This is a genomic window from Pseudarthrobacter sp. AB1 (assembly GCF_014926485.1).
In the GTDB taxonomy this organism is placed as follows: Bacteria; Actinomycetota; Actinomycetes; order Actinomycetales; family Micrococcaceae; genus Arthrobacter.
On record NZ_PZKO01000031.1, the window covers coordinates 65,216 to 87,566 of the forward strand.

Genomic DNA, 22,351 nt, shown 5'->3' on the forward strand with positions numbered 1-22,351 from the left:
TTTCGATGCCCGGCGACCGAAGAATTGGCGGAATTCATTAGGGCAGCTGATTCGCCACTCTGGCCTTCATTCCCCTCGCCTAACTGCCGCGGGTCCATGCCGCTCAGGCGATGTCGCCTGCACGCTTGCCACGGTTACGTGGCATGGGCGGACCGTTCCGACACTACCCAGACGCAGGTGGGACTCAAGTCCTCAAAAACTCCTCCTATTTGACGAATCGTACAAAGAAACGTCTGGATATCTACGTTCTGCATGGTGACGAGCGGGATTCGGCTGCCTACTCTCAATGGACAGTCCGTCGTCGGAGGAACGATCCCCGAGGGGATGAGCACACCCGTTGCAGGAGGAACGATGAGAACAACACGAGCCAGCACGCTTGGTGTTGCCGGCGCCGCACGCTCCCTCCCACAAGACCTTCCCTCTGCACAGCTCCACCGCACCACTGAGAGGACAATCGTGACGATCCAAGATACGAACTCCATAGCAAAGACAACCACCACCAGGACCATACGCGGGGCGGTACTTGAGACCATCGGGGCAGAGCGGCCCTACGTTGATACCCGTCCCATCCATGTGGAAAACCTTGAACTCGAAGGACCCGGCACGGGCGAGATCCTAGTCCGCATCGAGGCAGCGGGCGTATGCCACTCCGACCTTTCCGTAGTCAACGGCAACCGGCCGCGGCCGGTCCCCATGCTGCTCGGCCACGAGGCAGCCGGCATCGTGGAGGAACTGGGCGAGGGTGTCACCGACATCTCCCTGGGCCAGCGCGTCGTAATGACCTTCCTCCCCCGCTGCGGTGAATGCGCAGGGTGCAACTCCAACGGCAAAACGCCATGCGTGCAGGGCAGCGCTTCCAATACGGAAGGAACGCTGCTGGGCGGCAACCGCAGACTCTCCCGCGAGGGTCAGCCCGTCCAACACCACCTCGGAGTCTCCGCATTCGCCACCTATGCAGTGGTCTCACGCCGTTCCGTGGTGCCCGTGGGCGCGGACGTTCCGGCGCACATAGCCGCTTTGCTCGGGTGCGCACTGCTCACCGGAGGAGGAGCTATCCTCAACGTCGCCAAGCCCGCACCTTCCGCCCGGGTAGCCATCGTCGGTCTCGGCGGAGTAGGTATGGCGGCACTCATTACGGCCATCGCCACCGGAGTCGAACACGTCGTCGGTATCGACACCTTGCCGGCAAAACTGGAAGCCGCGCGAAACCTCGGTGCCGCTGACGCCTTGACCTCTGCTGATGCCCTGAAACGCGGCGAAAAGTTCGACGCCGTCATCGAAGCAGCAGGACACCCGCGCGCTCTGGAAACAGCGGTCGCACTGACAAAGCCGGGCGGCATTACCGTCACCGTCGGACTGCCCGCACCCGGCCAGTCAATCAACATCGACCCACTGACCCTTACAGCGGAGGCACGGTCGATCGTGGGCAGCTACCTCGGCTCGGCGGTCCCGGAACATGACATCCCGATCTACGAACAACTCTGGCGATCCGGCCAGCTGGCCGTTGAAGGCCTGGTCTCAGACACCATCCCGCTGGAAGAGATCAACCGCGCCATGGACACGCTCGACGGCGGCCACGCACTGCGCCAAATCATTACCTTTTCCTGACCACCACACTTCCAGCTCCGAAGAGAGAACATCATGACCTCCACAAATGACCACATTTACAGCGCGATCATCATCGGCGCCGGCTTCGGCGGCCTAGGCCAGGGAGCCCAGTTCGTCCAGGAAGGCATCGACGACTTCCTGATCCTCGAGCGCGGCAACGATGTGGGAGGCGTATGGCGCGAGAACACCTATCCCGGCGCCGCATGCGACACCCAGGCGCTTGTGTACTGCTACAGCTACTTCCTGAACCTCAAGGTTTCCCGCATGTATGCCGGCCAGGAGGAACTCCAGGGCTACCTGCGTTCCATGGTTGAGGAATTCGGACTCGGTAAGCACCTCCACTTCGGCCAGAACATCACCGCGACTGAATGGGACCAGGACCGCCGCCTCTGGACCGTGCACACCGCCGACGGCTCGGAGTTCCTGACCCGTTCCGTGGTGGCTGCCTGGGGCCAGCTGAACGAACCGAACATCCCCAACTTCCCCGGCACCGAAACATTCGAGGGCGCGGTGTTCCACTCCTCCAAGTGGCGGCACGACCTTGACCTGACCGGCAAACGCGTCGCGTCCATCGGTTCCGCCGCAACTGCGGTTCAGTACGTGCCCGAGGTCGCCAAGATCGCGTCGAACCTGACCGTATTCCAGCGCTCAGCCAATTACATCCTCCCCCGTGACCAGTACATCTTCACGGAGGAAGAGAGCGCCTGCTTCCAGGAAAACCCGGACACCTACCGTCAGCTGCGTCAGGAAATCCACGAATTCCGCGAAGCCGGATTCGAACGCACCCGCCGCCACACCGCAGCTTCCGAGGAAGGAGTCGAGCTCGCCCGCCAGCACCTCGAGACCCAGGTTTCTGACCCTGAACTGCGGGCCAAGCTCACTCCCGACTACGACTTCGGCTGCAAGCGGATCCTGCGGAGCGATGATTTCTACCCCGCCCTGACCCGCGAGAACGTAGAACTCGTGACAGAGGCAATCACGGAATTCACTCCCCGTGGCCTCCGCACCGCTGACGGGGTCGAGCACGAGTTTGATGTCATTATCTACGCCACCGGGTTCAAGAGCCACGCCTTCATGGGATCCATGCGCGTTTCAGGACGCGACGGAATCGGCCTCGACGAGCGGTGGGGCAACGCCCCCGAAGCCTACCTGGGCATCGCCGTCGACAACTTCCCCAACCTCTTCCTGGTCTACGGTCCCAACACCAACCTCAACCACAACTCGGTCGTATCCATGCTGGAGGCCCAGCACCGCTACATCGCCCAGGCTGTGCAGTACATCGCAGCCGATGAATCAAGGTTCCTGGAAGTGGACCGCGCGGTAGTTGAGAAGTTCAACGCACACGTTCAGGAAGAACTCCAGAAGTCCGCGTTCTCCTCCGAATGCTCCTCCTGGTACAAGAACGAGGACGGCCGCGTTATCAACAACTGGTCCGGAACCGTCGAAGAATACCGGTCCCACACCCACGACCTCCAGCTCGAGGACTACCTGCAGCTGGCCGAATCCGGACCCGGAAAGTGACCAAAACCGACCGGTTCAGCGGGAGGCCCATAGCACCGGACGCTGCAGAGGTGCTGCAGAAATTCCGGGCCTCCGGTGGACGTCCGCTTCACTCCTACTCCGTGAAGCATGTGCGCGAGCTCTACGAGAACGGTTGCGCTGCCAACGGCCTTAGCGGTGATCCGCTGGCGTCGGTCACTGACTTCAGCCTGGATGGATTCAAGGTGCGGGTCTATGACCCCCGCACCGTTGGAGGCCCCACCCCCGCCGTGCTGTTTTTCCACGGCGGGGGGTGGGTCATGGGCAGCCTCTCAACACATGACGGACTGTGCCGTCGCCTGGCCTCCCTCACGAACCTGCCGGTCATTGCTGTGGACTACCGGCTTGCCCCGGAGCACCCCTACCCGGCTGCGATTGACGACAGCCGCATGGCCATGCACTGGTTGTTCGATGCCGGCAACGAGCACGGCCTGGACGTAACCGAGGCTGTGCTCGTCGGTGACAGCGCGGGAGGACAATTAGCCGCAGTCCTAGCCAATGAGAACGCCACGACCACAGATCCCCTGCCTGTAGTGGCCCAGGTCCTCATGTACCCCATGGTGGATCTGACCATGTCCTCGCCTTCCTACAAACGCGTCACCGAGGGATTCCCTCTGGTTGCTGACACCATCGCCTGGTTCGCTGACCACTACCTGCCAGAGGGCGTGGACCGCGCTGCACCGGATATCAGTCCTTCCCTAGCCCAGCTCCCCGCAGGGCTGCCACCGGCTTACGTGATCACTGTGGACAACGACCCGCTGGTTGACGAGGGGGCAAACTACGCCGCCGCCCTGGCCTGTGCAGGCACGGAGGTCCAGTACCAGCACCTCCCTGGGTACGCCCACGGATTGTTCACCTCCGCGGGACGTATCCCCCGTGGAGAACAAACAGTCGGCCAGGTCGCTGCCTTTATCAGGGACCGCACTATCTAACTGAGATGGAGTACGTCCCGCCATCACAGGACCGATGTGGCAAGTCGCTTCCGGCGCTTGAGCCCGTCGGGCTGATCAATCAAAGGACGGAGATAGCCGTCCACTCTCATGGTGGGTTATCACCGTCACTTACTTTCTTTAGGAATCTTCATGACTACTGCCCTCGTTGATCCGATTGCTGTCTCACGCCAGCGTGAGGCTGAGCTCCTTGCCTCTGTCCCTACCGGTTTGTTGATCGGAGGTCGGTGGCGGGACGCGTCCGACGGCGGCACGTTCGATGTCCATGACCCCGCCACGGGGGAGGTGCTCGCTACCCTCGCCTCCGCCACGAGTGAGGACGCCGTCGCCGCGCTCGACGCGGCCGATAAGGTCCAAGCCTCCTGGGCACGCACTGCACCGCGGGAGCGCGCCGAGATCCTGCGCCGGGCCTTTGACCTGGTGACCGAACGCGCCGAGGACTTCGCGCTGCTGATGACCCTGGAAATGGGCAAGCCGCTGACCGAATCGCTTGGGGAAGTCGCTTACGGGGCGGAATTCCTCCGTTGGTTCTCGGAGGAGACGGTCCGGGACTACGGCCGCTACCTCACCACTCCGGAGGGCAAGAACAAGATTCTGGTCCAGCACAAACCCGTGGGTCCGTGCCTGCTCATCACGCCGTGGAACTTCCCGCTCGCCATGGCCACCCGCAAGGTAGCCCCTGCCATCGCCGCAGGATGCACCATGGTCCTGAAACCGGCGAAGCTTACCCCGCTGACATCCCAGCTTTTTGCGCAGACCATGATGGAGGCCGGCTTGCCCGCAGGTGTCCTCAACGTAGTGTCTTCCTCCTCCGCGTCGGGGATCTCCGGGCCGCTGCTGCAAGATTCGCGGCTGCGGAAGGTATCCTTCACCGGGTCCACCCCCGTAGGCAAACAGTTGATGGCCGACGCAGCGCAGAACGTCCTGCGGACCTCCATGGAACTCGGCGGCAACGCCCCGTTCATCGTGTTCGAAGACGCGGACCTGGATAAAGCCGTAGAAGGCGCAATGGCCGCCAAAATGCGGAACATGGGCGAGGCCTGCACCGCGGCCAACCGCTTCCTCGTCCAGGAAACCGTCGCCGCGGAGTTCACCCGGAAGTTCGCCGCAGCCATGGGCGCCCTAGCCACCGGCCGCGGCACCGAACCCGCCACCCAGGTAGGCCCCCTGATCGATGCCGGTGCCCGCGACAATGTGCACGCACTGGTCAGCGCCGCCGTCGACGCTGGAGCCACCGCCGTCACCGGAGGCTCGCCAGTGGACGGAGCCGGGTACTTCTACCAGCCCACCGTGCTGAGCAACGTCCCCAACGACGCCGAAATCCTCAGCCAGGAAATCTTCGGCCCCGTCGCACCCGTCACTACCTTTGCCACCGAGGAGGACGCGATCCGGCTGGCCAACGCCAGCGAATACGGCCTGGCCTCATACCTTTACAGCCGCGACTTCAACAAGCTCCTGCGCGTGGCCGAGCAGATCGAATTCGGGATGGTGGGCTTCAACGCCGGCATCATCTCGAACGCTGCCGCACCCTTCGGCGGCGTCAAGCAGTCCGGGCTCGGCCGCGAAGGCGGCTCCGAGGGTATCGCCGAATACACCACCACCCAATACATCGGCATCGCCGACCCCTACACCGCAGGTATCTGACAGGGCACCAATGGCCAGGGCGGGACGCACACTCTACGGCCGTGCACTACACGGACCGACGACACCGAACCCACCACATCCATGAGCGATCTCCCTGGTCTCCGACCTCAAAGGACTCTTGATGAGAAGCATTCTCTATCAGCAAGCACAGCGTAAGGAACGTGAAACAGCGACGCGGCCACGGACGGGTGCTCATTCCCCTGCAGGCGTGCCCGGCATTCTGGACCGAGGAGCTGCCCGCCTGCTCCCCTGGCCGGCAAGCACTACCCTCCGGAATTGGTCTGCATCCTCCAGCTTAAGGATGGATGCAGCCATGTCGCAGGACGGCTGCGAAGAGGACTGCCACTACTGCAACGGACCGGAAACGGACTGAAATCTGGATAAGCCGGCACGTAACCCCCGCCAGCGCGGAGCCAAGCGCTTAGCCACTGGTGGATCCCCAAACGCCAGACCGGGGCAGTTCAGGTGGGTGGATCCTGCCGCCCTGCAGGGCGGAACCTTTGAATCCTATGTTTTACACGACCGCAGCACTTAGGAACTACGAGGCCATGATGCCAGCCGCAAATCAGCACGTGCACCAGCACCAGGACGTCCGTGCCACCGCCACAAGCGGTGACCCTGCGCCAATAAGCGGTTGGTGGCGGCCGGCCGACGACCCCATGCCATTTCGCTACCTAGAGCATGGGGAAACCGTGCCACAACTGGGCGAAACGCAGACCCACTGGACCCTTGTGTTTGACTTGGCACCCTCAGCGAGAGCCCATTTTGCCAAGCTGCGGCCTTGACGCGCTGAGAGGCCCAGACTCCCAGGTCCAGAAAATGCGACTACCTCTACTGGCCGGCTCAGCGGCCCCGAAGCAAACCAGCCGCCCTGCCCCCTCAGCACATCCGAAGGCAGGACAGCAACCCCATGAAGCAAAGACATTGGAAGAAATTCAGAAACGGTCGTACCCGACGGATCCCAGCGATAAAAGCCGTTGCAAGCAACTCGCGATCCGCATCCCTATAACCGGGCGCACATTATTGAATCGGCTCCCCTGAGCACACCGATAGTATCCAACAGCCCTGAACGAATAACACTGAACAACACCCGGTCTTGACGATCGAATGGGAGGGATAGAACCATGCAAACGATCATCGCTGATCTATTAGTCCAGGACCCCGCCGACAAGGAAACCCAGCTGACATTAGCGCGGGAAACAGCTATTCAGGCCGCCAAATTGGAAAAGCCTGTGGCGTGCTCGTCACCCGACATCATTACACTAAATTCACCGTCGCCGTATCTCCGACGGTGCCGTACGGGCAAACGCATAACTGGACCTGGCCGCCACCTCGGCGGTCTGGCCTAAAGCCCGCGGCAGCTGGGCGTCTTCTGCGACACTTTGGAAGCCAATGTGGACCCCAGCGGCTGTTGCCCCGACCCGAACAAGACGACGGCGAGGGACACCCACAGGGTGATGGTTTCGCCGTTGAGCCTAGAGTCCCTGCTGCGGTGCCAGTAGACGGCCTCCATTCGGAACCTCGATGACCTGCGTGCGCTTGTCCAGGGCCTGACACACAATGGCGTCCGGGTGGAGTTCGTCAAAGAGAACCTGTTCCTCACCGGGAAGTACTCCCCCATGGCCAACCTCATGCTCTCCGTCATGGGTGCCTTCGCCGAACCGAGCGCTCCCTCATCAGGGCTCTCACCGGAACGGTCCGCCGAGCTGACCCAGCGCGCCGGCAACGGTGTACCGAAAGCCGTCCTTGCCCGTGACTACGGGATCAGCAGGGAGACCGTTTACCAGTACCTGCGCCACGCCCAGCTGGAGTGAACCGCTCCCCCACCGGCGCCGTCGTTGTGCTGGTAGCCCCTGTGGCCGTAGCTTGACGGAAGGGCCACTATCGGCATCCTGCCTTGGTCGTGGTAGTTGCATGAGTAAACCCTGCATCTTATGGCTCGGCAGCGTTCCAAAGTGGCTCGGGAGAAGCCCCCGGGAACCGAGCTCGCCCAGTTCAGCCACCCGCCAGTCCGACGGTACCGCCCTGAGATTAGGGTGAGGAGGTAGCAGAACAGTCCGCCGCATCTTCCGTATCTTCACCCGGTTTGCGACATATGATGGCCAAAAGAGTGTCCGAACAGTCACGCCGCACGAAAGGATGCAGATGGCAGGCAGGCCGAGGCAGGAGAACGGACAGGCCCAAGGAGCTGCGGCGTCGCTGTTGAATGGTCTCGCTGTGCTGGAAGCCTTTTCCGTTCAAAAACCGGTTCTTGGTGTGACCGAGGTTGCTCAGCGCGTTGGCCTTCACAAGAGCACCGTCTCACGCATTCTTGCCGGTTTAACGGAAGCTGGATACGTCCAGCGGGATGAGGAGACGGGACGGTATCGACTCGGGCTGGGCCTCCTTGCGTTGTCCGGACCTCTCCTGGCAGACCTGGATGTCCGCCGCGCTGCGGTTCCGTACTTGGAGCAGCTAACTGAGAGCACTCAAGAGACCAGCGCAATCTCGGTCTGGAACGGTCACGAGGCCATCGTCGTGGAGCAGGTTCCCAGCCCGTACCAGGTCAAACACACTGCCACCATCGGAACCCGGTACAACAAATTCGAGAGCTCTTCGGTGCGGGTTTTCCTGGCGGAGCTGGCGCCGGCCCTCGCGACCGAACTGATCGAATCCGGGCGGATTCTACGCACAGCGGGAGATGGATTGCCCTTGGACCACACCCGCCACCTGCAGGAAGTCGCCCGTCAGGCATACGCCGTTAACGACGGTTCGACTAACGAGGAGGAGTTTGGGGTCTCCGCCCCGGTTCGGGATTATCGAGGCAAGGTGGTTGGTTGCATCACGGCATCCGCTCCCCGTTCCCGCGTGCACAAAGACGCCGCCAGGGACACTCTGGTTCAAGCCGTACTGCATGCTGCATCGGAAGTATCATCCCGCTTGGGCTGGTCGGCTTCCCTTCCGGCCTGATTCACGCACGCTTTTTAGGCGAACGTCAGCATCGTGTTGCCGACGGCATTTCTGATCGGAAGGCCCTGACGGCCCGCTGTAGCACTTGGATGAAGTTTTTCAGAAGAAGCACCTGCCGGCCAGCTAGGGGTGGCCTTCCTGAAGTTCCGTCTGTCCTGCTCTCACAGACCATCGAAGAAAACGGCTCGCAGACCCATCGGATCCTGCCCGGGCGCATCCTTCAGACTTCCCTCACACGGGATGCTGGATGCAAAGGCCGGGTCTGTTTCCCCAGAGGAGAGCCGTCGTGGCCGTCAGCGCGCTGGAGGCGTCTCCCCCGGAAAGCTGCCCAGCCGAGTCGACACGCGCTCAGCGGCCTGTAGCACGGCTTCGCGGAGGGTCGACTGACTCTGCTGGTACTGCACTCGGGACCGGGGCGCGCTGGCTGTGATGCAGCCGACGACTGCACCCCGGTAGTCCCGCACAGGGGCCGACACGCCGTATTCCTCGTAGGTGGTTTCGCCGTCGTTGACGGCGAAGCCGTGGTCCCGTACGCCGGCGAGCTGTTCGTGGGCCGGGTCAGCGAGACCCCGATAACCCTCTCGCAGGACCGTGCTGCCGGCCAGCAGACGGTCGGTCTCCTCGGTCGGCAGTTCGGCGAGGAACACTCGGACGGAGGAGCTGGCGAACTTGTTGTAGCGCGTCCCGATCGCCGCGCTGTGCTTGACCTGGTGCGGGCTGGCCGTCTGTTCCACAACAATCGCGTTGGTGCCGTTCCAGACGGCGATCGCGGCCGTCTCACCGGTGGCCTCTGTGAGTTCTTCGAGGTGCGGCAGGGCGGCACGGCGGACGCCGAGCTCGGCCAGCAGTGGTCCGGCCAGGCCGATCATTCCGAGCCCGAGGCGGTATCGTCCGGTTTCGTCGTCGCGCTGCACGTATCCGGCTTCGTCCAGGCCGGTAAGCATTCGGGAGACCGTGCTCTTGTGCAGGCCTACGAGCTCGGAGATCTCTGTGACGCCCAGGAGGGAACGCCTGGCGACGGAGAAGGCTTCGAGAACTGTAAGACCGTTGAGCAGCGATGCTGCCGCCCCTTGCGGTTTATCAGTGGTTGTTTGTGGGTCCAGCATGGGTTCTCCCTCTCCAGGGGCTAAGCGCAGTCACTGTAGCAGCCATCGTACGGTGTGCCCATCCAAGCTCTTGTGGGAGGACCGGTCACGCCTCTCCCGGCACGCTGCAGCGTGGCCAAGGAGATCCCGCGACCGCGCTGTGGGATGAGGATATGCCCAGGCCACGACGGCTGGTGGCGACCGGGATCGCCGAGGTCGGAACAGTGTCGGCGAAGTCGGGCGTGTTGTTAAGGTACTGGATGTCGTTCTCCGGCGGATGGACGTCCACGGCGACAGCCGGCACCCGCTGAGGGGTGCCGGCTGTCGTCGGGTCGGCCCGGGGATGCCGGACCGCGGGGCTCCGAGAGTGCGGTGCGGGTTAGGCCGGATCTGCGGGGCACGCCACCTCGGGCTGGGGATCCGAGAGGGTCTTGGGGACCGTGTCTTCGAACTGCGGGAGGCGGTTCAGGTAATCCACCACCGAATCCGTGGACTCCACGTCACCGAACTTGTTGTCGATGTCGTAGAGGTTCCACTGCACGACGCCCGGGACGCGGTCGCCGATGGTCTCCCTGGGGATGATCGGGCGGAAGCCCTTCGCGATCGCGTCCTCGACGGTGTGGCGCACGCACCCGGCCGCGGTCGCACCGGTCACAATCAGGGTGTCAATGCGGTTGGAGGTCAGGAAGAGCTCGAGGTTCGTCCCCGGGAACGCCGAGGCGCGATTCTTCTCGATTACGACCTCGCCCTCCGCCGGCGCAATGCGGTCGTCGATCTGCGCCCAGTAGGAATCCGCCGGAAGGGTCTCCGTGGGGATCTTCGAGTACCACAGGCCCATGTCGTTCGTCCCGGAGGTGGCGTCGCGGTTGCGGTACACGTTCGTGGTGTAGAAGACCGGGACGCCCTTGGCGCGCGCGGCCTCGTTGATCCGCTGGACGTTCGGGATGATGGTCTCCATGCCCGGGCAGCTGAACGGGTGGCCCGGACGGGTCCAGGCGTTCGCGAGGTCGATGTGGATGACGGCGGGGCGGTTGCCGTAGCCGATCCGACGCTTGAAGCCTCGCTCGTTGTAGATGTCCGTGCCTGCTTCGAACGCCTCCTCCAGCACTGCGGCAAGACGGGCTTCGATGTCGTTGAACGTCTCTGTCTCTGCTGTCATGGTTCTCTCCACTCTCTCGATCTGTTGTGTTTCAGGAAGCAACAAGCTTGCTGCAGTGGAGCATTTTGTTGCTGTGCCATCACACTAGTTGCTGTTTGTGCAACATACAACCCCTCTTCTGAGATTGCCGGAATTCGCTTCCAGGCCCGCGTCGGCCAAGGGAACCACGGCCGCCGCCTTCTGAAAAGCATGAACTCGGAGCAAGGCGAATTATCCAAAAGCGAGTGGGGGTCAACCTTTGACCACCCGCAGCACCCGGCCTGCAGGCAAAGGGGGCGCCTGAAAAAAAGATTCGCCAACCATTGCATGTTGTTCATAAAGGAACTAAATTGCTTACTAAGCAACGATGTGAGCTGAAGCACATCGGATTGCGGGACCGGACCCCCGGCCCAGCGGACTAGCTTCCAATCCCGGGTGAGAGCGGGCCAGGCAAAGAGGCCCCCGCCTTTCCCTTCAACCCAGTCCTGAACCAAACTTTCGAAAGGACCCCCTTATGAAGCGCATCGGAGTAGACGTCGGCGGTACATTCACCGACTTGTATTTCTCGGACGACACCCAGCGCATCGCCGTTGTGGAGAAGGTTCCGTCCACCCCGCACGACCCGTCTGAGGCCGTAATCAACGGCATCAAGAAGCTCTGTGAGAAGGCCGGTGTCTCGCTTGCCGAGATCGACCAGCTGGTGCACGGGACCACGGTGGCTACGAACACCGCGCTGACGCACACAGGTGCGGAGGTCGGGATGATCACCACCGAGGGTTTCCGGGACATCCTGCACATCGCCCGTCATAAGAAGCCGTACAACTTCTCGTTGCAGCAAGAGCTGCCGTGGCAGACCAAGCCCCTGATCAAGCGCCGTCATCGGCTCACGGTCAAGGAGCGCATCACTGCTCCGAACGGCGACGTGCTGGTTGCCCTGAACGAGGACGAGGTCCGTGAGCGCGTCCTCGAACTAAAGGCGGCCGGAGTTGAGGCCATTGCGGTCTGCCTGCTGCACTCTTACCTGAACCCGGACCACGAGAAGCGGATCGGGGAGATCGTCGCGGAAGAATTCCCCGAAGCGTACCTGTCCCTGTCCAGCGAAATCGTGCCCCTGTACCGGGAGTATGAGCGATTCTCCACCACAGCGCTAAATGCCTATGTCGGGCCCCGGGTCTCGAAATACCTCTACCGCCTGCAGGAGCAGGCCGAAGGATTGGGATACAAGCGGGAGATCCTGCTGATGCAGTCCTCCGGCGGCATGGTTCCGATCAAGGAAGCCGCTAAGCGGCCCGTCACCCTGATGATGTCCGGACCGGTCGGCGGCCTGATCGGCGGCATGTGGGCCGGTCGCCAGTCCGGCTTCGAGAACGTCGTCACCCTGGACATCGGTGGTACGTCGGCGGACATCGGTGTGGCCTACCAGGGTGAGCTGCGCATGCGTCACCTGCTGGATACCAAGATCGGCGACCACCAGGCCATGGTCCCGATGGTGGACATCGACACCATTGGTGCCGGCGGCGGCTCCATCGCCTACGTCGACGCCGGCGGGGTTTTCCGCGTCGGTCCCCAGTCGGCCGGCGCCGTCCCGGGACCGGTCTGCTACGGCCGCGGCGGCACGGAGCCGACATCGACCGACGCCCAGGTGCTGCTGGGCCGCATGCGCCCTGACCGCGTCCTGGCAGGCTCAGGAATGGACATGGATCTCGAGGGCGCCCGAAAGGCCATGGAAGGGCTAGCAGAAAAGCTCAGCATGTCAGTGGACCAGGCCGCCCTCGGCGCGCTGCAGATCCAGAAGTTCGGCATGACCCAGGCGATCGAGCAGAACTCCGTACGCCGCGGCTACGACCCGCGCGACTTCACCCTCGTCGCCGCCGGTGGTGCCGGCGCACTGTTTGCCTGCGAGATCGCCGCTGAACTGGAGGTCCCGAAGGTGCTGATCCCGGCCCACCCGGGCATCATGGCCGCCACAGGCCTGCTGGCTACCGACGAGAAGTACGAGTTCGTCGCGACCCGGCGTTTCACGTTCGCCAACGCGGACGCTGCCGCCATCCAGGGCTCCTACGAACAGCTGGAGCGCGAGGCCAACGCCCAACTCGATTCCGAAGACGTCCCGGCCGCACGCCGCAAGCTCGAATGGCTCGCCGACGCCCGCTACGAGGGCCAGGGATACGAGATCCGCTTCACCGCCCCCGCCGGACCGGTCAACCAGGCATGGCTGGAAAAGGCCGAGGCAGCCTTCCACGACGCCCACTTCGAAGAGTACGGACACCGCTTCAAGAACGGCACCGTGGAAGTCATCAACATCCGTGTCGAGGCCAGCGCCCTAATGGATGACCTGCCCACGCCGGAAGCGATCAAGTCCGGTTCCCTCAAGGACGCCCTGGTCGAAACCCGCCCGGTGACCTTCGAACAGGATGGCAAGCCGGTGACCCTGAATACCGGCTTCTATGACCGCGACAGGATGGGCGTGGGAACCACCTTCGCCGGCCCCGCCATCATCGAGCAGTACGACTCCACCACAGTCATTCCGCCGGGATTCTCCGGAACGGTGGACCCGGCCGGCAACCTCGTCGTCGACTGCCCGGCCGCCGCCCAGAGCGCCGAGAAACTGGCCACCCCGATCCTGATGCGCGTGATCGGCGGCGCCCTGAACTCCGCAGCCAAGGAAATGGCCTCGGTGCTGTTCCGCATGGCCTACTCCTCGATCATCCGCGAGTCCGAGGACCTCGGTGCGGGCCTGTTCGACAAGGACGGCAACGTGCTGGCCGAGTCCGACTCCACACCAATGTTCATGGGCTCCATGCCCAAGATCGTCAAGGGCGTGATCTCGGTCCTGGGCGATGACATTCACGACGGTGACATCATCCTGCACAACGACCCGTACCTGGGCGCCACGCACTCCCCCGACGTGGCGATCATCGAACCGATCTTCCACGCCGGGGAACTCGTCGGCTTCGCCGGCGCCTCGGGCCAGCTCATCGACAACGGCGGGGCATACTCCGGGCTGATGGTTGACATCCAGGACATCCAGTCCGAAGGCACCATTTTCCGGGCGGTGAAGATTTCCGAGAAAGGCGTCCGCCAAGAATCGCTGATCCGGCACATCCTCAACAACACCCGAACACCCACCTCCAACGAGGGCGACTTCCAGGCGATGATCGCCGCCTGCGAGCTGGCCAAAACCCGCTACACCGCCCTCATCGAGCGGTACGGATTCGGCGCGGTCCGCGAGGCCGGCCAGAGCTGGATCGACTACTCGGAGCGGATGCTGCGCCAGGAGATCGCCAAGATCCCCGACGGCGTCTACGAGACCGAAGTCGGCTACCTGGACGACGACGGCCGCAACTACGGCAAGAAACTGCCGATCGTCGTGAAGGTAATCATCGAGGGCGACGAGATCACCTACGACCTCACCGGATCCTCCGAACAGGTGCCCACCGCTTATAACTGCGCCTTCGAGGGGACCACCGTCTCGGCATTCACGTTCATCACCCGGATGATATTCCTGGACGAGGTCGCCTTCCCGGTGTTTGTGCCCCAGAACGAGGGCATGCTAAAGCCGCTGAAGGTCATCGCCCCGGAGGGCACCATCTTCAACCCGACGTACCCGGCGGCGACCTTCTCGCGGTTCTCCCAGGTACAGCGCGCGGTCGACCTGGCGCTGCGGGCACTCGCCCCGGTCATCCCCGAGCGCGTCACCGCCGGCAACTCCGCCCACATCCACTTCATCTCCTACTCAGGATGGGACGAGAAACAGGGCGAGTACTGGGTCTACCTCGAGGTCAACGAGGGCGCCTACGGTGGCCGCGCGGCCAGCGACGGGCCCGACTCAGTGGACAACCTCATCGCCAACACCCGCAACAACCCGATCGAGGAGCTCGAGTGGCGGTTCCCGATGCGCACGGACCGTTACGAACTGCGTTCCGAGCCGGGGGCGGCCGGCGAGTTCCGCGGCGGCATCGGCATCGTCCGGGAGAACACGTTCCTGACCGACACCGCGATCACCTGCGAGGGTGAACGCCACGAGTCGGACGTTCCGTGGGGCGCCTTCGGCGGCCATGAGGGCCTCAACGGCTCGCTGGTGAAGAACGTCGGCCGGGCGGGCGAGGAGTCCTGGCCGTCCAAGGTCACCGGACGTCAACTGCTGGCCGGTGACTCCCTGCAGATCACAGTGCCCAGCGGTGGCGGCTTCGGTGACCCGCACAAGCGGGACCCGCTGAAGGTCCTCGAGGACGTGCTGGACGGTTTCACAACCGCCGAGGCAGCCGACCGGGACTACGGCGTGGTCCTCAAGCAGGTAAACGGCCAGCTCGCGGTCGACCTGGAGGCCACCGCCGGACGCCGTGAGATCCCGGTTTCCGAGCTCAGCACCGTCAGCTGATCTACGAACACCTGCGTTGAGGGGGCGTCTGCAGGCCAGGTTTGCGAGTCTGGCCTGCAGACCGTCCCCTCTTTCAGTACTCATTACATCCTCATCACACCACCCACCCATCCCCGTGAATTAGGAACCGCCATGTCCACTGCCCCACTCTCCAGATTCGTCGAGTCAGACGTCACCCCCAAAGACGTCCGGCTGGCCACCTGGATATGCTTCTTCGCCTGGACCTTCGCCGTCTACGACTTCGTCCTGTTTGGAAACCTCCTGCCGGTGCTGGCCGCAGACCTGGGCTGGAGCGCGGCCCAGTCCACGGGGATCAATACCTGGGTCACCGCCGGCACTGCCCTCGTGGCCTTCGCGATCGGCCCGATCGTCGACCGGATCGGCCGCCGCAAGGGCATCCTGATCGCCGTCGTCGGTGCCGCCGTCGCCTCCCTGCTGACCGCCACTGTCGGCTGGGTTGTCGGCCTCGCTGCCGGCCTTGGACTCGTCTTCCTGGTCCTCGTGCGTTCACTGGCCGGCCTCGGCTACGCCGAGCAGGCCATCAACGCGGCCTACCTCAACGAAATGTTTGCCCACCAGAGCGATCCCGCCAAGGCCCGCCGCCGCGGTCTCATCTACTCGCTCGTCCAGTCGGGCTGGCCGGTGGGCTCCGTCCTGGCTGCCGGGTCTGTCTACCTGCTGTTCCCCATCGGCGGGTGGGCGCTCTGCTTCGTCGTGGCCGCCCTCCCCGCCATCTTCATCGTCCTCGCCGGACGTTGGCTCAAGGAGAGCCCCCAGTTCGCCCACCGTCACCAGATCGACAAGATGATCAAGGACGGCCGGGTGGAAGAGGCACAGCAACTCGGTAACAAATACGGAATCGACGTCTCGGAGAAAGCCAGCCCACTCGTCTCGGTCTTCCGTGGGGAGTCGCTGCGGTCCACCCTGACGATTGGCGGGGCCTTCCTCCTGAACTGGCTCGGCGTCCTTGCATTCGCGATCCTCGGCACGTCGCTGCTTACCGCAGCGGACGGCAAGAACATCGAGTTCGACAACGCCCTGCTGGTCCTCATCATCTCCAATGCCACGGCCTTCGCCGGCTACCTGTTCCATGGCTGGCTCGGCGACCGGATCGGGCGCCGCAACGCGATCGGGATCGGCTGGATCCTGTGCGCCGCCTCCTTCTTCACCATGCTCCAGGCACCGAACGGGAACTTCCCGCTCATCATCGCGCTGTACAGCGCCGGGCTGTTCTTCCTCATCGGACCCTTCTCCGCCCTGCTGTTCTTCACCGGCGAAAGCTTCCCCGTCCACACCCGGGCAACGGGCGCCTCCATCATCAACGCCTCCGGCCAGGTCGGAGCGATCATCGGCGGCCTGCTCATCACCGCCGCCCTCGCCTCCGGAGCCGGATGGATCAACGCCACCCTATGGTGGGGCGTCCTCCCCATCCTTGCCTCCGGCCTGCTCATCTTTGCCGCCCGGAACGTGGACCCCAGCAAGGTCCGCACGGACTGACAGGGACCAACCCGCACCACAAACACCATCCGCACGGCGGGAACTCCATGAAACCCAGAGAGTTCCCGCCGGGCGGATGACTTCAATAAGCAGGTTGCACCTCTTCCCCGCCTTGCTGAGCAGAAGGTGGCATGCCGAGGTTGCCGAAGAGGGCTGACGGGCCGCTCGTTCCGCTAAGCTTCCTTGCGCAGCTTGGCCTGCTCCACCAGCTCGGTCATCCACGGCCGGTGCCCGCGGTGCAGCGCCATGCCCTCGGGCAGCCCTTGGACGGAGGTGGTGGAACCGGAAATGTCGATGGTAATCCGGCCACCGGCCATGGGGGCATTGGTGATGTGCAGGTCGCCGTAGGCCTCCGGCAGTACCGGGTCCAGCCACAGACCGCCACGGGATACATGCGCGTCATAGCGCATCAGGCTTGTCACCAGCAGGATCGGCGCCGTCGCGGCCCATGCCTGCGGCGAACACGCCGTCGGATAGGGCACCGGCTGGGTGAACCGTTCCCTGTCGAAGCCGCAGAAGAGTTCGGGCAGCCGGCCCTCCGAGTACCGGGCCGCCTCCAGCAGGGCCGTAGCGATCCGCTGCGCTTCTTCCACGAAACCATAGCGCACCAGGCCGGCCGCAATAATTGCGTTGTCGTGCGGCCAGACCGAGCCGTTATGGTAGCTCGCAGGGTTGTAAGCCCCCATGTCGGAAGCCAGGGTGCGAACGCCCCAACCGGAGAACATCTGCGGGGACATCAGCTTCTCGGCTACCAGCGGTGCCTTGTCCTCATCCACCAGACCGAACCAGAGGCAGTGGCCCATATTAGAGGCGCAAGCATCCACCGGGCGCTTGTCCTTATCCAACGCGATCGCGTAGTACCCGCGATCGGGCAGCCAGAACTGTTCGTTGAACCGTTTTTTCAGCTCTGCCGCCCGGGCGGTGAGCTCGTCACCCACCGCCGTGTCGCCGGCGTCGTAGGCCATCCACGCACGCGCCATGTACGCCGAGTAGACGTAGGCTTGGACCTCGCACAGGGCGATCGGCGGCTCTGCCAAGGTGCCGTCGGCGAAGTTGATCCCGTCCCAGGAATCCTTCCAGCCTTGGTTGATCAGCCCCCGATTATTAAGGCGTTCATATTCGACGAAGCCGTCGCCGTCGCGGTCCCCGTAGTCCCGGATCCAGTCCAGTGCCCGGTCCGCGTTCGGCAGCAGGGCGGCTATGGTCTCCTTGGCGAAGCCCCAGCGGCTGACGGCCCCGAGCACGCTCACAAACAGCGGGGTCGCGTCGACGCTGCCATAATATTCCGGCTTGCCGCCCAAGGACAGTCCGCTGGAGACGCCGAGCCGGACCTCGTGCAGGATCTTACCCGGTTCCTCCTCGCTCATCGGGTCCAGCACCTGGCCCTGGCGGTCGGCCAGCGTCTGCAGCGTGCCCAGGGCCAGGGACGGGTCTACCGGCAGAGCCATTTCCGAGGCCCAGAGTGAGTCGCGGCCGAACAGGGTCATGAACCATGGTGCCCCGGCGGCGACCACCACCCGGTCCGGGTGGTCGGGGTCTTCGATCCTGAGCGCGCCCAGATCGTCGTAGCTGCGCTGCAGGGTGCGTTCGATGGAACGGTTGCCCATCTGCAGCACCGGAATCCTCGCCACCCACTCCATCCGGCGCCGGTCCCGGGGAGAGATATCGCCCGGTGCCGGATGAACAAACGGTGCAGCCGGGCCGGTTCCGTCCACGGCAGGCATCACGCTTAGCACGGTGCTCCAGTGGCCGTGCGGCGGGACAACTGTGCGATATGCCAGGGCGTCCGCACCAACGTAGTCGGCGCCGTCCGCGTTGATGACGATCCCCTTGCGGGCATCCTGCCAAGTGCCCCTGATCGTCAGCGAACCTGCGTCCGGCTGCCGGGTTTCGTCCCAGTGCCGGAGGATGCGCGCCTCCTTGACCTCGAACAGATCGGCGAAATCCGCTTCGACGCTGAGCGAGACCACGCATTCGACCGGATCCAGCGAGTAGTTCCAGACCGTAATCTCCTCTGTAATGCCGACACCCACCTCGCGCAGCCGCTCCACAAGCAGCGGGCTGTCCGCATACCCGTCAGAACGGGCAACACGGCCCGCAAACAACGCCCGGTAAGGTTCCTTCGTTTCCGCCGCCAACGGCTCCAGCAGCTGGCCGTTGACGGTAAGGCTCCAGCGGGACAGGATACGCGTGTCCTGGAAGAAGACCCCGTGCGGCAGCTCGGGTTGGATGTCCCCATTCGGCAGCGAGATGCAGAAAGACGAACCTTCCACCAACGTGATCGTCCCGGCGCCCAGCGGCCCGGCCGCCGTATCAGCATTCCATCCAGCCATTTCCGGCTCCTCAAACGGATTGGCACCATACGGCCAGCGTGCCGGTCCCTGGTCAGGCTACGACCGCCGCCGTCGTTCAATTCGAACGCTACGCCCGTCGGTTCACGGTTGCCAGAGCAGGGCCTCCAAGGGTCACGAAAGAGTTGATCACCGCTACGACGCGCGCAACGCCACGCAGATGCCTTTTCTCCCGTCGACCAGGATCCTGTGACCGCGAAGGCCGTGCTGGCGTTTCTTCACGAACATGACCGCGATGAGAAAGAAGATGACCGCGTTGAACAGGCCAGGTTTACTCAGAAAACTGACCAGCCAGAATCCCTCAATCACCCGCCGGTACGGGAAAATTGGTGGCCCTGAGCCGTTGCCACACTTGGAGCCCGGGAGCCATTCGCTTCAGCCGGAGATCATTGGCGGCATGAACACCTCCCGCTCTACCGGCCCTCGCCGACCGCCCATGTCATCCACCGGCGGATCTGTGCCATCGTGATCGGCCCCGGCATTCCGCCCCAGCCCGGTCAGCAGCCCCCCCGCTTTGGAACTGATGTTAGAGCGCACCCCACTGAGCCTGGCCCGCACTTGGGGTTTGGGCGTTCAGTGACGACTTCACGGACCGTCAGGAGTGCGGCTTTTCTACACCGGTCCGCGACTACAGAGGAGCCGTCGGGGGTGTATTCGGCTGTCGGCGCCGCACGGCCGAAATCTCCCCGGACCAGCGCCGGACTTGGGCAACGTCGTGTGCTGGCCGCGACGAAGGTCACCGACCGGCTGGGCGGCAACCGCGACTAAAAAGGGACGGCCGGCCCGCTGTCCGGACCCGGGCGGGTCCTGACATTGGGCCGGCCATTTTCGTCCTCTCGGACCTCAGGCCCCCGGCACCGTCTGGGAGGCCACGGCGCGCGCGGGCTCGGCGGGAACGGGGTCGTCGTGGTAGCGGCGCAGGGGTCGTCCGGCGGTCTCGGGGATCAGGAACGTAGCGACGAGGAATGATGCGACGGCGATGGCTGCGACGTAGATCGCGGGGGAGAGCGAGTATCCGGTCCCGGCCACCAGCCAGGTCGCCAGGAAGGGTGCCGTGCCGCCGAACACCGCGTACGTGATGTTGTAACAGGTGCCCGATGCCGCGAAGCGCACGTCGGTCGAGAACATTTCCGACATCAGGACCGAAGTCACCACATTAGCGGTCACGGCGCCCAGTCCTATGAGCAGCTGGCTGGCAACGGCGGTTGCGAACGTTCCCTGTTCGGCGATCATGTACGCCGGAATGGTGAGGACAGCGACCAGGCCAGCCGCGGTCTGCATGGTGCGGCGGCGTCCGATGCGATCCGAGACGCGGCCCATGACGGGGGCAAGCGCCGTCGCCAGGGTCAGCGAGATCAAGCTCGAGAACAACGCGAGGTGCTGGGGCAGGCCGACAACCTTGATCAGGAAGGTCGACATGTATGTGGAGTAGATATAGAAGGAGACGGCCGTGAGCATCACGAACCCGCCCAGGCGCAGCATCGCGGGCCACTGAGTGCGGAAGACCGCTCCCAAGGACGGGGACGGCCGGGAGGCGGAATCATCGATCATCGCCTGGAACTCAGGGGACTCATGGAGCTTGGCACGGATATAGAAGGCGATCAGGCCCATCGGCACGGACAGCAGGAAGAGGATGCGCCAACCCCAATCACCCATGGCCTCGGCAGGCAGGAAGAAGCTAAGCAGCGCTCCGAGTCCAGCCGCGAGGGCGAACGAGGAGAACGTCGCCGCGGACATGGCGGACGAGTAGCGGGCCCTGCGCCTGTCGGGGCTTTGCTCGACGACGTAGATAGTGGCGCCCGCGTATTCGCCGCCGGCGGAAAAGCCCTGCAAACACCGGGCAAGCACCAACAGGACGGCGGCCCAAATACCGATCGTCTCGTGGCTTGGGATAAGCCCGATAGCGGCCGTAGATCCGGACATGAGCAGGACGGTCAGCACCAGGATCTTTTTACGTCCAAGACGGTCGCCCAGCCGTCCGAAGAAGATTCCGCCCAAGGGCCGCAGCGCGAACGCCACAGCGAACACGGCGAACGTCTCCAGCAGACCCGTTACCGGATCCTTGGATGAGAAGAATGTCGCGGCAATATGAGTTGCCATGTAGCCGTAGATGGCAAAGTCAAACCACTCCACCACCGTCCCCGCAAAAGAGGCCCGTACCACATCGCTTTGGCGAAACAGCGCGGCGCCTACAAAGGACGGCAAAAGACCCTCACACCGGAACGAGCCGCCGAACTGGTCCAACGCGCCGGCACCGGCATTCCGAAAGCCACCCTTGCCCATGACTACGGCATCAGCAGGAAAACGGTCTACCAATACCTGCGCCACGCCAAGGTCGAGCAAACCACTCCCCTGCCGTGCGGCCACCACGTCTTGGCTGGGACCGCGGCAGCTAGACGGAAGGTCCGCTATCGGCGTTCAAACAACAGAAGTGGAAGTAACTAAAGGTTTCCTTGGCGAAGCACACCCAAGTCGGCAGGTTCTCGCCGTATAACCAGCTTGCCCGACCCTCAACTTAGAAAACTCTTTGACACTGAAGAGGTAACGCGGGTAACCTAGATCACGCGCGCTCAGTAACGCGGGTTACTAGGAACACCACTACAAATCTCTCCGTACTGGCATCACCCAGTTCAACGAAGACCACTGGAGTATTCAATGGCGGAAACCACTATTGATCAGGGATCCGAACCGCTCTCCGGCGTTGCTCACCGGGCAGCTGTTGGGCGTTTGCAGGGCGTCCGGGAGGCCTTGGCCGACGCGGGCCTGGAGCTTGATCCGGAGCTGGTGGTGGCCGGGTATGCGACGGCCATGGGCGCCTACGACGCCATCAAGGAACGCGGTCTGGCCATCCCCGGGGACATCGCCGTGATCGGCTTCGACAACCAGGAACTCATTGCCGCCTACCTCAGGCCCAAGCTGACCACGGTTGCGTTGCCGTTCGAAAAGATGGGCGCTCTGGGAGTCCAGACGCTCGCCGCCCTTACAGCAGGACAGCCGATCACTGCCGACCAGCAGTTGGTCGACTGTCCGCTGCTAGAACGCTCTTCGGTCTGACCGCGAAATCAACGTCGAAGAGCAAACCCCCACCCACCCTTCACCTTGCTGATGAAGACAGGAAAGAGATAACCCATCATGACACAACCCAAATTCTTCAAGTCCGCCCGCCAGGAGTACGCCCAAAAATGAGCTCCTGAACAACTGTCTCCTGC

12 protein-coding genes and 4 pseudogenes are annotated in these 22,351 nt (G+C 63.5%); 11 read left to right on the forward strand and 5 right to left on the reverse strand.

Annotated elements, in window-relative coordinates; all coding sequences use genetic code 11:
- Window positions 1–456 precede the first annotated feature (456 nt).
- The 7 genes and pseudogenes from DAD99_RS08530 (at window position 457) to DAD99_RS08555 (ending at window position 8,690) form a co-directional block, all read left to right on the forward strand.
- Window positions 457–1,608 (forward strand): alcohol dehydrogenase catalytic domain-containing protein, encoded by a 1,152-nt coding sequence (locus DAD99_RS08530; protein ID WP_309233231.1) that lies wholly within the window; start codon window positions 457–459, stop codon window positions 1,606–1,608.
- A gap of 33 nt (window positions 1,609–1,641) precedes the next feature.
- Window positions 1,642–3,129 (forward strand): NAD(P)/FAD-dependent oxidoreductase, encoded by a 1,488-nt coding sequence (locus DAD99_RS08535; RefSeq protein ID WP_193341171.1) that lies wholly within the window; start codon window positions 1,642–1,644, stop codon window positions 3,127–3,129.
- Window positions 3,126–4,079 (forward strand): alpha/beta hydrolase, encoded by a 954-nt coding sequence (locus DAD99_RS08540; RefSeq protein WP_193341172.1) that lies wholly within the window; start codon window positions 3,126–3,128, stop codon window positions 4,077–4,079. The genes DAD99_RS08535 and DAD99_RS08540 overlap by 4 nt, the downstream gene beginning before the upstream one ends.
- Before the next feature lie 150 nt (window positions 4,080–4,229).
- Window positions 4,230–5,741 carry an NAD-dependent succinate-semialdehyde dehydrogenase gene (locus DAD99_RS08545; RefSeq protein ID WP_193341173.1) on the forward strand — a complete coding sequence of 504 codons (1,512 nt, stop codon included), beginning with the start codon at window positions 4,230–4,232 and terminating at the stop codon, window positions 5,739–5,741.
- A gap of 1,514 nt (window positions 5,742–7,255) precedes the next feature.
- Window positions 7,256–7,399, forward strand: a pseudogene (locus DAD99_RS22280) (recombinase family protein); the annotation flags it as partial.
- Window positions 7,400–7,423: 24 nt separating this feature from the next.
- Window positions 7,424–7,555: pseudogene (locus DAD99_RS22285) on the forward strand (helix-turn-helix domain-containing protein); the annotation flags it as partial.
- 331 nt (window positions 7,556–7,886) lie between these two features.
- Window positions 7,887–8,690, forward strand: coding sequence for an IclR family transcriptional regulator (locus DAD99_RS08555; RefSeq protein WP_227007815.1), 804 nt, complete (start codon window positions 7,887–7,889; stop codon window positions 8,688–8,690).
- A gap of 293 nt (window positions 8,691–8,983) precedes the next feature.
- On the opposite strand, the gene DAD99_RS08560 is transcribed toward DAD99_RS08555, so the two are convergent.
- Window positions 8,984–9,796: an IclR family transcriptional regulator gene (locus DAD99_RS08560; protein WP_193341175.1), complete on the reverse strand. Its 813-nt coding sequence runs from the start codon at window positions 9,794–9,796 to the stop codon at window positions 8,984–8,986.
- A 358-nt stretch (window positions 9,797–10,154) separates the two neighbouring features.
- Window positions 10,155–10,934: an N-carbamoylsarcosine amidohydrolase gene (locus tag DAD99_RS08565; RefSeq protein ID WP_164204721.1), complete on the reverse strand. Its 780-nt coding sequence runs from the start codon at window positions 10,932–10,934 to the stop codon at window positions 10,155–10,157.
- Window positions 10,935–11,427: 493 nt separating this feature from the next.
- On the opposite strand from DAD99_RS08565, the gene DAD99_RS08570 reads away from it, so the two are divergent.
- Together DAD99_RS08570 and DAD99_RS08575 are read left to right on the forward strand one after the other, a co-directional pair.
- The gene (locus DAD99_RS08570; RefSeq protein ID WP_193341176.1) at window positions 11,428–15,294 is read left to right on the forward strand and encodes a hydantoinase B/oxoprolinase family protein; all 3,867 of its coding nucleotides are present in this window, start codon (window positions 11,428–11,430) and stop codon (window positions 15,292–15,294) included.
- A 132-nt stretch (window positions 15,295–15,426) separates the two neighbouring features.
- Complete coding sequence (locus DAD99_RS08575) at window positions 15,427–16,791, forward strand: MFS transporter (protein WP_193341177.1); 1,365 nt, start codon at window positions 15,427–15,429, stop codon at window positions 16,789–16,791.
- A gap of 173 nt (window positions 16,792–16,964) precedes the next feature.
- Here the strand turns inward: DAD99_RS08575 and DAD99_RS08580 are convergent, their stop codons facing one another.
- The 3 genes from DAD99_RS08580 to DAD99_RS08590 all read right to left on the reverse strand — a co-directional run bounded on the left by DAD99_RS08580 (window position 16,965) and on the right by DAD99_RS08590 (window position 21,305).
- Complete coding sequence (locus tag DAD99_RS08580; protein ID WP_193341178.1) at window positions 16,965–19,124, reverse strand: amylo-alpha-1,6-glucosidase; 2,160 nt, start codon at window positions 19,122–19,124, stop codon at window positions 16,965–16,967.
- 153 nt (window positions 19,125–19,277) lie between these two features.
- Window positions 19,278–19,451, reverse strand: coding sequence for a hypothetical protein (locus DAD99_RS08585; RefSeq protein ID WP_193341179.1), 174 nt, complete (start codon window positions 19,449–19,451; stop codon window positions 19,278–19,280).
- Between the two features lie 534 nt (window positions 19,452–19,985).
- Window positions 19,986–21,305, reverse strand: coding sequence for an MFS transporter (locus tag DAD99_RS08590; RefSeq protein WP_375372191.1), 1,320 nt, complete (start codon window positions 21,303–21,305; stop codon window positions 19,986–19,988).
- Between DAD99_RS08590 and DAD99_RS21640 the strand changes: the two are divergent.
- A pseudogene (locus DAD99_RS21640) lies at window positions 21,300–21,587 on the forward strand (helix-turn-helix domain-containing protein); the annotation flags it as partial. The gene DAD99_RS08590 and the pseudogene DAD99_RS21640 sit on opposite strands and share 6 nt — an antisense overlap.
- Window positions 21,588–21,854: 267 nt before the next feature.
- Window positions 21,855–22,196, forward strand: a pseudogene (locus DAD99_RS08595) (substrate-binding domain-containing protein); the annotation flags it as partial.
- Window positions 22,197–22,351: the final 155 nt, after the last annotated feature.